The 10,899-nt window shown below is 54.8% G+C and carries 9 protein-coding genes; 5 read left to right on the top strand and 4 right to left on the bottom strand.

Features of this window, described 5'->3' with window-relative positions; genetic code table 11:
- Positions 1-792 precede the first annotated feature (792 nt).
- Positions 793-1,623 carry a glutamate racemase gene (gene murI / locus AC5FXY_RS16665; protein ID WP_493557836.1) on the bottom strand — a complete coding sequence of 277 codons (831 nt, stop codon included), beginning with the start codon at positions 1,621-1,623 and terminating at the stop codon, positions 793-795.
- A gap of 164 nt (positions 1,624-1,787) precedes the next feature.
- On the opposite strand from murI, the gene AC5FXY_RS16660 reads away from it, so the two are divergent.
- From AC5FXY_RS16660 to AC5FXY_RS16650, 3 genes are all read left to right on the top strand, one after another.
- A complete protein-coding gene (locus AC5FXY_RS16660; RefSeq protein ID WP_493557835.1) occupies positions 1,788-2,027 on the top strand; it encodes a hypothetical protein in 240 nt (79 codons plus the stop codon).
- A 252-nt stretch (positions 2,028-2,279) separates the two neighbouring features.
- Positions 2,280-4,190 carry an ABC-F family ATP-binding cassette domain-containing protein gene (locus tag AC5FXY_RS16655; RefSeq protein WP_493557834.1) on the top strand — a complete coding sequence of 637 codons (1,911 nt, stop codon included), beginning with the start codon at positions 2,280-2,282 and terminating at the stop codon, positions 4,188-4,190.
- Between the two features lie 207 nt (positions 4,191-4,397).
- The gene (locus AC5FXY_RS16650) at positions 4,398-4,952 is read left to right on the top strand and encodes a DUF2911 domain-containing protein (protein WP_493557833.1); all 555 of its coding nucleotides are present in this window, start codon (positions 4,398-4,400) and stop codon (positions 4,950-4,952) included.
- A 392-nt stretch (positions 4,953-5,344) separates the two neighbouring features.
- On the opposite strand, the gene AC5FXY_RS16645 is transcribed toward AC5FXY_RS16650, so the two are convergent.
- Both AC5FXY_RS16645 and AC5FXY_RS16640 read right to left on the bottom strand, forming a co-directional pair.
- Positions 5,345-5,692, bottom strand: a complete 348-nt coding sequence (locus AC5FXY_RS16645; protein WP_493557832.1) for a DUF952 domain-containing protein — start codon at positions 5,690-5,692, stop codon at positions 5,345-5,347.
- Between the two features lie 150 nt (positions 5,693-5,842).
- Entirely contained in the window at positions 5,843-6,217 is a 375-nt protein-coding gene (locus AC5FXY_RS16640) for a hypothetical protein (protein ID WP_493557831.1), read from the bottom strand.
- Positions 6,218-6,376: 159 nt separating this feature from the next.
- On the opposite strand from AC5FXY_RS16640, the gene hppD reads away from it, so the two are divergent.
- Entirely contained in the window at positions 6,377-7,510 is a 1,134-nt protein-coding gene (gene hppD, locus AC5FXY_RS16635; RefSeq protein WP_493557830.1) for a 4-hydroxyphenylpyruvate dioxygenase, read from the top strand.
- A gap of 241 nt (positions 7,511-7,751) precedes the next feature.
- Entirely contained in the window at positions 7,752-8,744 is a 993-nt protein-coding gene (locus tag AC5FXY_RS16630) for a LamG-like jellyroll fold domain-containing protein (RefSeq protein WP_493557829.1), read from the top strand.
- Positions 8,745-9,093: 349 nt separating this feature from the next.
- On the opposite strand, the gene AC5FXY_RS16625 is transcribed toward AC5FXY_RS16630, so the two are convergent.
- Positions 9,094-10,791, bottom strand: a complete 1,698-nt coding sequence (locus tag AC5FXY_RS16625; protein WP_493557828.1) for a Hint domain-containing protein — start codon at positions 10,789-10,791, stop codon at positions 9,094-9,096.
- Positions 10,792-10,899: the final 108 nt, after the last annotated feature.

Raw genomic sequence — 10,899 nt, 5'->3', positions numbered from 1 at the left:
GAATGGTTACTAAAGGAGTCGGCGTGCGTTTTTGCCATGCGCAGATACGTGGCTTACCACGAAGCGGATGGTTGCTTTATGTTAAAAATATTGAATCTTTCCAAGATGTTTTCTGGACCACCCAGTTTTACATTCAGTCCTTCCTACCACATTTCGTGCCACACAAAGCTTTCTTCGGGTTGTTCTCATGCTAGGAAGATTACTCTTTTGCTAACACGCTTTCAGGTAGCACAGCACGTATATAGAATAATACCATATACAATATTACATTTCCTTTATTGTTTAATTTGTGGTGCAAAAATGCATCACAAAAACAGAAATACCTACAAACTTGTCGTATATAGCCGGCTTGTTTGGCCAGCAGCCACCAACTTCTGTATCCGATAGCACTGCGAAAGAACATGAGGAGTCGAGGGCGCAATACGTTTAGATTGATGCTAGGTTAAAAAAAGCAGCCGACCTGATGGTTCTTATTCAAGGGCACCATCACAAATTTACACAATCACGCGTTGGTAGTCAGCGCAATGTATAAGATTATTAAATAGTTAACATGGAATAGCTCCACTTGCAGACATGATTTGCTGTTTTCCTAGAATCCATAAAGGGAATACGTAGCCAGCCTAACGCAGGGAACTTTTTTTTAGTGCTAAGGAAAATTCACTTTTTACCTAACAGCCTCAAGACAAGGAGAAATCGTTAACAAACACTTCTGTCGGGTGATTAGTCCTGAGATGTTGCCTCCTCAAGACCATTCTTTAAGCAATGACTTCAGTAGCAGTTATGTTTTAGGGTTTATTCCCATAGCGGATAATGCTCCAGGCTTACCTCTTTCCCAAAGAATAAGCGGGTGCTTTCCTCGAAGGATGGGGTGAAATCGGAGACGTAAAAGTGATGCACAGGCATCTGCTCCGATGGGTGGGCGGCTAATCCGTGCTCAATCAGCATTTGTTGCAAAGATTTGGCTACGGTGGCAGAAGGATCTAGTACATCCACCTTGCCTTGGTAGTACTCTGCAATCTGTTCCCGAATAAGTGGATAGTGTGTGCAGGCTAACACCAATGCTTCCACCCTTTCAAGTCCAGGGTCGGACAGGTACGTATCAATAACGCTTTGGCTAACAGCTCCACGCACAAAACCTTCTTCAATCATCGGAGCCAGTAGCGGGGTAGCTAAGGCGTGCAGGCTAATGTCCTGATCCAAGTCATCCAGCTTCTTACGGTATACGTTGGACCCGACGGTCTGCTTCGTCCCGATCAAGCCTACCTGCCGGCCCGCGTAATGCTGACCCACATACTTAACGATAGGGTCGATGACGTTGAGCACTTTGGCCTTGGACCCCACGTACTCCCGCACTAGTTCGTAAGCTGCCGCCGAGGCTGAGTTGCAGGCGATTAGAATCACCTTGCAATGTTGCCGCAGTAGCAAATCACAAATTTTAACGCTGTATGCCTGTATGGCTGCGGTTGACTTGTCGCCGTACGGCAAATGGGCTGTATCGCCGAAATACACTAGTCGCTCGTGAGGCAAGAGCTGATTAACGGCGCGGGCTACGGTGAGACCTCCGATGCCACTATCAAACACCCCTATAGGGCGCGAATCAGTGGAAGAAGCAAGTGCAGACATGGCCCCAAAGGTACGGCAGTTTTAGCGGTGCACAGTGCCTTTCACGGTCGGCTGGCAGGTTGCGAATCCGCTGCTAGCTGCATTGGATCGGCAAGGCTGCAACCCTTAAGAGGTGATGATTCGTCCTATTTATGTATGTTGCTCAGCAAATCATCCTTGCTTTTATGACCCGAAGCGTCATTCTGGAAGAAATTGACCAGGCGCTGGCTCATTTTAATGCCGCCCAAGGCCGCCCCGTTGCTATTGAGCTTGGTGAGCGGAAATACACGCAACTGGTTATCGATGTAGCTGGTCTGCACGCTGATGGCGGCCACCTTACTACGAATACGGGGCGCCCCTTGGCTTACCGCGGACTGGAAATACTGCGCGACGACGTGCACGTGGACCGCGTGCGGGTTATTTAGCGCCGCTACCACGCATACTTGACAAAACCCGTTCTGACCTTCCTTTCCTGAAGGATTGGCTACCAGAACATGCCCCGCGTCTAGTCCCTCATTAGAGTGGCGCGGGGTATTTATTTATGAAACGGTTCTGCACGTCCGGCAGGCCAGACATGTTGTTGGTATACCGTGCTGGGCTGCCACGCGCCAACCCGATGACGATGAAATCCGTGGCACGCATCCAATCCGAAAAATCCGTGGTCTACCTTTGTAGTTATGAATCTGCTTTCTGGCGAAAATCTTTCTAAAAATTATGCGGACCGTTGGTTGTTCCGCGACTTGGCGTTTGGCTTGCAGCAAGGGCAGCGCGTGGCGCTGGTCGGTATCAACGGTGCCGGCAAAACGACGTTGCTACGCATTTTGGCTGGCTTGGAGCAGCCCGACACGGGCCTAGTGAGCGTGCGCAAAGGCATACGGGTAGCATTTCTGGGCCAGCAGCCGGTGTTCAACGAAGATCTGACGGTGGAGCAAACCATCTTTGCTTCCCAAAACGATACCCTGGCGGCCATTCGGGACTATGAGCACGTAGTGAACGACCCAAACCACAAGTCAGAAGACTTGCAGCGGGTAATGGAGCAGATGGACGCGCTTAATGCTTGGGACTACGAGGCACAGGTAAAACAAATTCTGGGGCGCTTGGGCATCCTAGGGCCGCTGTTGGATCGGCCGGTGCGGCAGCTTTCGGGCGGGCAGCGTAAGCGCGTAGCGTTGGCGCGTGTGCTCATTGAAGAACCCGAAGTTCTCATTCTCGACGAGCCCACCAACCACCTCGACCTCGACACCATTGAGTGGCTGGAAAACCGGCTGGCATCCCCTACCCTCACGCTGCTGATGGTCACCCACGACCGGTACTTCCTGGACAAGGTGGCCAACGAAATTGTGGAATTGGACCAGGGACGTGTGCACCGCTATCAGGGCAACTACTCCTACTTCGTGGAGAAGAAAGCCGAGCGCGAGCAAATGGAGGTGGCCGAAGTGGAAAAGGCTCGCAACCTGCTGCGGAAGGAATTGGAATGGATGCGCCGCCAACCCCAAGCGCGCGGCACCAAGCAGAAAGCCCGCATCGATGCGTTCTATGAAACGCAGGAGAAAGCCAAAACCAAGATTGGCGGACCGCAGCTGGAGCTATCGGTGAAAACGACCCGACAGGGCGGCAAAATCATCGAAGTCGAGCACCTGCACAAAGAATTTGGCGGCAAAGTGGTGCTGGACGACTTCAGCTACGTGTTCAAGAAAAAGGACCGTATTGGGCTGATCGGCCCGAATGGCGCTGGCAAGTCGACGCTGCTGAACATGCTCACTGGCAAGCTGCAGCCCGACTCCGGCATCGTGGATGCGGGCCAGACTACCGTATTTGGTTATTACACGCAGAACGAGTTGGAGTTCGACGAGTCGCAGCGCGTCATCGACATCGTGAAGGAGGTGGCCGAAGTGGTAGAAATGGCCAACGGTGATGTGGTCACGGCTTCGCAATTCCTGCAGCACTTTCAATTTCCGCCGGCTCAGCAGTACACGCTGGTAAGCAAGCTGAGTGGAGGCGAAAAGCGTCGCTTGCAACTGCTACGCGTGCTGATCAAGAACCCGAACTTCCTGATCCTTGACGAGCCGACCAACGACCTCGACATCATCACGCTCAATATCCTCGAGGACTTTCTGCTGAACTTCACCGGCTGCCTGCTCATCGTATCGCACGACCGGTACTTCATGGATGCCCTGGTTGAGCACGTGTTTGTGCTGGAGCCCGGTGGCCAGATCCGGCAATTTCCCGGTAACTACACCGACTACCGCGAGTGGCAAAAGGAAAACCAAGCTGAGGAGTATGCGCGGGAGCAGGCCCGTACGGCCAAGGCTGCAGCTGGCGTCGCCCCATCAGCCGTGCCGGTAGCCGCGCCCAAACCTGCCGGCAATAAGCGCAAGGCTACTTTCGCGGAGAAGAAAGAGTACGAGCAACTGGAAAAAGACATCGAACGCCTCGAGACTCAGAAGCAGCAGCTTATTGCACAGCTAAATTCTGGTAATGGCTCCCACACCGAGCTAGCCGATTGGGCTGCTGACCTTAAGCGCACCGACGCCGAACTAGACGCGAAGGGCGAGCGGTGGCTGGAGCTGGCTGAGTTCATGGACTAGGCAATCAATAATTGCTGCAACGGCCCAGCACGGAACCTTTGGGTTTCCGTGCTGGGCCGTTGTTGTTATACTCCGTTGCTGCCATTGACGGCAGATATTATGGAACTGCCATAAACAAATAAGCTTACATCAATATTAGAGGAGCAACCTCTGCCTGTCCTTTGGCTTCTGTTCTGCGAATTCATTCTCACCCTACTCCCATCACTCATGAAAACGACTCGTCTTTACACTTTACTGCTTCTCGCACTGATTGGTGCCTTTTCCATTCAGGCCCAAGACAATAATGCTGTTCCTCCGGTTATCGGCACCATCGCCATTCCGGCCCAAGAAAAACCCAGCCCGGCAAGCACCGTGACGGGTAAGGCTGGCCAAGCCAACGTTACCGTCAAATACAGCAGCCCAGCCGTAAAGGGCCGCAAAGTTTGGGGTGAGCTGGTGCCCTACGGCCAAGTGTGGCGTGCCGGTGCCAACGAGGCTACTACCGTAACGTTTGATAAACCCGTAACCGTAGAAGGTCAGGCGCTGCCAGCTGGCACCTACGCCTTCTTTGTCATCCCGACGGAACAGAAGTGGACGGTAATCTTCAATAAGACGGCCAACCAGTGGGGCGCTTACAAATACGACCAGCAACAGGACGCGCTGCGCGTAACGGCCACGCCGCGCAAAGCAGCATCCATGAACGAAAGACTAACTTACGCCGTCACCAGCCCTGGCATTGTGATGCGCTGGGAAAACCTGGAACTGCCTGTTACCATTAAATAGAATCCTGATTCATCGGCGTTCTGCCTTCACACAAAGGCCCGCCTGCTGTACAGCAGGCGGGCCTTTGTGTGACTTGCCGTTGAGGTAGGCCTTTGAGGTTTATCATTCTAAGCCTGAATCAAATCATGAAGAAAAACTAACCCAGCGCCAGCGCTGCCACTGCCCCCATTGCGTACGATATGCACGCCCGACGGCAGTCTGGCCTGTAGGCCTAGCTACAGCTTTCCGGCTGGCTCTCGGATAGTTTTATGACTTGGCGATAGAATTCAATAGGCGCCCCTCGCGGCTTTAATAAAGGCCGAGCGCCCCCAGATGCATTGCTAAAGGTGCTTTCGGCCGCTCCGCCTCAGGAAAGGCGCTTTATTGGGATGAACGGCTGCTCCTCTTGTTGCTCACTGCAGCTCCGTTGGCAGCATAAAAGCCCCGTCTGCCGTAGGCTGAAACTCAATAGCCCGAACAATGGCATGCAAGGGTATCGGGCCGAATACATGTGCAAAGTATTGCTGCCGAGCGGATGCCCACTCTCGCTTTACTTCCACCCCTGCGGTTTGTAGTTGTGCTTCATCTATTTCCAGCAACACCACATCGGAGCGGCCGTGGTAGTAGCGGTTAGCCGTTTCAAGCAATTGATGCCGTTCGGAAGTATGAACGAAGCCTTCGGCCTGTAGGTCGGCGCTGGCGAAGAAACCTGTATGCTGGGCCTGCTGCCAATCAGACAGTTCGGCGACGCGGTAAAGCATTTATTGGAAAGCAAGAATTGAAAATTCAGTCAAGGGCCGCCAGAGAACTGGGGCTAACGTGCGCTGATAAGAACAAGCAAAAAGGAGGACTAACAGCCGCAGCCATCAGTCCTCCTTCTGAATTCTTCGTTCTCAAAATTCAAATTTCTACTAAGCTTTCCACAGCTCTATTTGCTTGGCTTTTGTATTGAGCACCAAGCGCGTAGGACTGGGCAGCAGCACGAGGCGCACCTTGCCGGGGTATTTCTCCGAATCGACCCATACGCCGTCTTCGGAAGTCAACTCAGGGCCGCCGGGCAGGTAGGCGGTGGGCAGCAGCACATCGGTATCCGAACCTAGTTCGCCGTGCACTTTCTCCAGCGCGGCCTCCAGGAACTCCCCATACTCCTCGTTGAAGTCGTCTTCGAGGTCGTGCAGTTCTTCCTCTACGTCGTCGTAGCGGGCGTCGCTGTAAGCGAGCTTGTGCAATTCGTGCTTCTTGGTCAGCAGGGCCGCAAGGGCTTTGTTCAGAGCGTTGGTATCCATAGGCTAGAAAGACGGCCGGCACGGCTGCACGGCTGAGAAGGCAAATTTGGGAAAGATTCAAGAAAACGCATTCGTCGGGCACGAATTACCCCGAAACAGTATTTTTACCGAAGTATTCCCCCGACACCTCATTTTTCCACCCGAACCTCGCTCCTACGCATGGAAACGATGACCCCGGCCGCCGCGGCCACTTCTGTAAGCACTGACTTCTTGCCTCTTAACGGCACCGACTACTTAGAGTTTTATGTCGGCAACGCGAAGCAGTCGGCCTATTTTTATCAGGCCGCCTTTGGTTTTGAGTTGGTGGCTTATGCCGGCCCCGAAACCGGTGTCCGCGACCGGGCTTCCTACGTACTGCAGCAAAACAAGATTCGGCTGGTGCTCACCACGTCGCTACTGCCCGACTCCGACATCACCCGCCACGTAGCCCAGCATGGCGACGGCGTGAAGGTGATGGCCTTGTGGGTGGACGATGCCCGCAAATCATTTGAGGAAACCACCAAGCGGGGTGCCAAGCCGGCCTTCGAGCCTTACACCATCTCTGATGAACACGGCGAAGTAACGCTGGCTGGCATTTACACTTACGGCGAAACCATCCACACCTTCGTGGAACGCTCCAAGTACAACGGCCCGTTCCTGCCCGGCTTTATGGCTCGTACCAGCAATGTGCCACAGGGAAGTCCGGTAGGCCTACAGTACGTTGACCACTGCGTAGGCAACGTGGGCTGGGGTGAAATGAACCAATGGGTGAAGTTTTATGAGGACGTAATGGGCTTTAAGCTGCTCATCACATTCGACGACGACGACATCTCGACCGAGTATTCAGCCCTGATGTCGAAGGTGGTATCGAACGGCAACGGCTACGTGAAGTTCCCGATCAACGAACCGGCTGAAGGCAAGAGAAAGTCGCAAATCGAAGAGTATCTCGACTTCTACCACGGCGCTGGGGTCCAGCACATGGCCCTTATCACCCACGACATCCGCTCGACCGTAGCCGAACTGCGCCGCCGCGGCGTGGAGTTCCTAACGGTCCCCAACACCTACTACGACGACCTGCTGGAGCGCGTGGGCCACATCGATGAGGAACTAGATTCGCTAAAGGAGCTGAACTTGCTGGTAGACCGCGACGAGGAGGGCTACCTGCTGCAGATCTTCACCAAGCCCGTGGAAGACCGCCCCACGGTGTTCTTCGAAATCATTCAGCGCAAGGGCGCCAAGTCGTTCGGCAAAGGCAACTTCAAGGCCCTGTTCGAAGCCATTGAGCGGGAGCAGGCGCTGCGCGGCAACCTGTAAATAAGCCCACTCCATCGGCTCACTGAGGCCACGACCGTTCCGGTCGTGGCCTTTTTGTTTGAGGAGGCTGCGGCCATGGCCTCACACGATTATGTTATTGATCCTTAAGCATCCTAGCCGTTGTTTTGGGCTGGCTTTCAAGCGCAGCTTTTTTCTGCATCAAAACCTCCGTTAGGTCATTGCGAATCAGCGCGCCTGCAGCTTTGGCAAACCGATCTTCACTTCTTATTCCTTTTCTGCTATGAAACATTTCTTCCGAAAAGCCAGCCTGCTTGCGTTGCTCGGCATGGGCCTTAGTGCAAGCAGCTACGCCCAGCGCGGCGGTACTTTCCTAGGCTTCACCAAAAACGAATCCGATAAAGTATCGGTCAACCTGGCTGCCCCCAGCGGCCCTTTCACCCTGGAGGCGTGGGTGTACTACAATGGCGCATCGTTCAGAAATGGGGGGTCCTACAATACCGTTTTGGAATTTGGCAACGACTCTGACTGGTTTGGCGTCAATGGCAGCGGTGAAGTGGAGCTGTACGGCGTGGTGCAGGGTGGCGCAGTACCGGTGCGCCAGTGGGTGCATGTGGCTTACACCTGGGATGGCACCACCAGCCGCCTGTACCTCGATGGCACCCAAGTAGCCTCAACCATCGAAGAGCCCCGGCAATCGGGCACTACGCTGGGCATCGGCTACAACTCCGGCGACTCTGGCTGGCAGGGTTACATCGATGAGGTGATGGTGTGGAATGTGGCTCGTACGGCGGCTCAAATCCAAAGCGACCGGACCAATGGAAACACGACGCTGTCGTCGGCGCTGCTCGCGTATTTCAAGTTCGACGAGCCTGTGCTTACCGACCAAACGGTGATAAACAGCACCCTGCCTGGCGCACCCAATGGCGTGTTTGGTTCCACCGTTGCCGTTGAAACCAACGACCCAATCCGTACCAATGCCATCGTTAACTCCTCGCGCAACCAGACTGCGGAGGACGTAGCCCAACTGCAGACCGCGTTTCCCAACCCGCTCGCGGCAAACAGCACTATTCCTTTTGTATTGAAGCGGGCCGGCCACGTACGTTTGAGCTTGCTCGATATCAATGGTCGCGAAGTAGCTATGCTGCTGGACGAAACCCGCGCTGCGGGCAATCATGCCGCCTCTTTGCAAAGCAGTAAGCTAGCCGCTGGAATTTATGTATGCCGGTTGGATGTCGATGGCCAACGCTTTACCCAACGCGTAGTGGTTCAGTAGTCCTAACCGACAAGCCCCCTCCAAGCAAAACGCCCCCGGTCATACTGACCGGGGGCGTTTTGCTTGGGGTGCTAACCAACGCCAGAATATGTGACGCAGTGTCAGATAGCCGTTGGGCTTGTCCCAAACTGCTGAAGTTCGCCGTGCTGAGTAAAGACGGGGAACAGAAATTAGCTCCTCAACGCCGTGCCTGCCCCCTTTACTGTGGGGCAGCTCAAACTTCTCAGATACCACATGTCGGGATACCCCTAAAAATGACCGTCCTGCTGAAGCCACGCCTTGGATTTGGCAAGGCTAGCTCAGCAGGACGGCTTATCAGTTTCCTCCGCCTGGTGCGGAAAGCAGATGTTTATTTAGATCCTACCAATACCCCGCTCACGAAGTAGTTACCGGACTCGGTTTGCAGGTTGTATACAATGGAGGCCGAGCCCACTGACTGTCGGTCACTGAGATGAGTGATTCCTAAGCCGTTGGTATGCAGTTGCAATACGTCATCAGAAGGCTGCAATTGATCGGCACGCAAAGCTTGGCCATCGGCTGTTACCACGGGGTGATTGGGCGTCAGAACCAATTCCGCGACATCCTTGGCAGAGCGCTCCGGCGCTGCATCCAAGCTTGCATACACGGCGGGCGTACCAATGGTTAGTTGCACCAGCGGGTAATCCTTTTCATCGTGAATATCCAACCGCTGCACACGCACAGGCTTTAGCTGGCCAGTAGTAGCATCATAGCCCAAGACCTTCATGCCCACCCGGATTTTGCTGATAGGTACTTGGCGGCCGTTGGGCAATGTGACGCGGGCGTAGGCCGGGAAGCATACGGCCAGCTCGCACTGGAAGGGCTTGTCGTAGGAAGCCTTCAACTCCATGTACTGCTTGTTCAGCTCGTACAGTTCGGCCGAATAATCCGCCACTTGCTTTACCATGCCCAACATCATTTGCTGACCACCGGCTAGCGTGGCAATGAGCTGCTTTTCGTCGGCACGCTGAATGTCGTCGCCGTAATGAATCTTGGCCAGCTCGGTTTGAAAAGGCGTGACGCGGGCCTTCAACGTCGTTTTGTGCGTGCGCCAGGCTTCGTTGAGTTGGGGCAAGTACTTGCTCATCAGATCGAGGCGGCGCTTGAGGTACTGGCGAGTTTCGTCGTACACCAGCTGCTGACCACGGCAGTCTCCTTCCCGGGCTTCGGGCTTGCGTTTGGTTCGCCACTCTTCCTGCGCAGTGTTGAGGTCGAGCTGAAACTGCTGCTGCAGGCGCGCGAAGCCCGTCGGAGCGTTGATGTTGCTGGCCATAGCACTTACCATTTGACTGTGCGCTTCCATGGCTGCCGTCGTCACCATGGGGCCGGGATTGGCGGGGCGGACGTTGCCCCCGATGGCTTTCATGCGGCTCTCATCGAGGCCGTGTTTGCGCATGAGCTGCGCCATGTACGCATCCTGCTCGGCCACCGACTTCTTTTCCCAGGCTGTCCGAAACGCAGGACTCTGCATCTGCTTCATAAAATCGGCTTGTGCGGCCTGAAAGGCGGGGTCTTGCACCATACGCTGCTGCGAGGAGCCAGGCGTGGCCATCTGGGCCTGCATAAACTGCGCTTTTTCAGCGTCGCTCATCTTGGCTAGCTTAGCCTGGAACGCGGGGTCCTGCATCTGCTGGGCCAATTGGGCCGCTTGCGCATTGTAGCCGGGCATGGCGGCCCCGTTCTGCTGCATGTAGGCCATCTTTTGCTGATCGGTCATTTTACCGACGCCGTCAGCTGTGGCCTTTTGGCTGAATGCCTGCTGCGCCGACTGCTGTTTCGCTTGTTCGGCCGTCCGCGCAGCCCCAATGCTGTTGTGCAGCTGGCCGAGCTGCCGTTCCAGCTCGGCAAAAGCCGCCGGCTGCTTAACGGCGCTGCTAAAGGCCGTGGGCGGCGCGGGCACCTTATCAAAGAGCGGCAGCACATCGGTCTTCACGGGCTTCTGAGCGAAAGCTACCGCAAAGGGAAGCACCACTAGCAGCGCCACCAGCAAGAACATCAACAGGCTGACCAGACGGTGAATCGTTTTCATAGCGGGTAAGAAAAGGGAGTTGGAACGGTAGCGGAGAAGCGAATGGGCAACCCAATTTGCCGGAAGACTAATGACCGAGCTGGCACCAAGCGTTTGCGGCTGCAAGTG

It is taken from the genome of Hymenobacter sp. FMD4 (genome assembly GCF_058932745.1).
The sequence above is the reverse complement of the archived record's forward strand: the minus strand, read 5'-3'. Positions and strand labels throughout refer to the sequence as shown.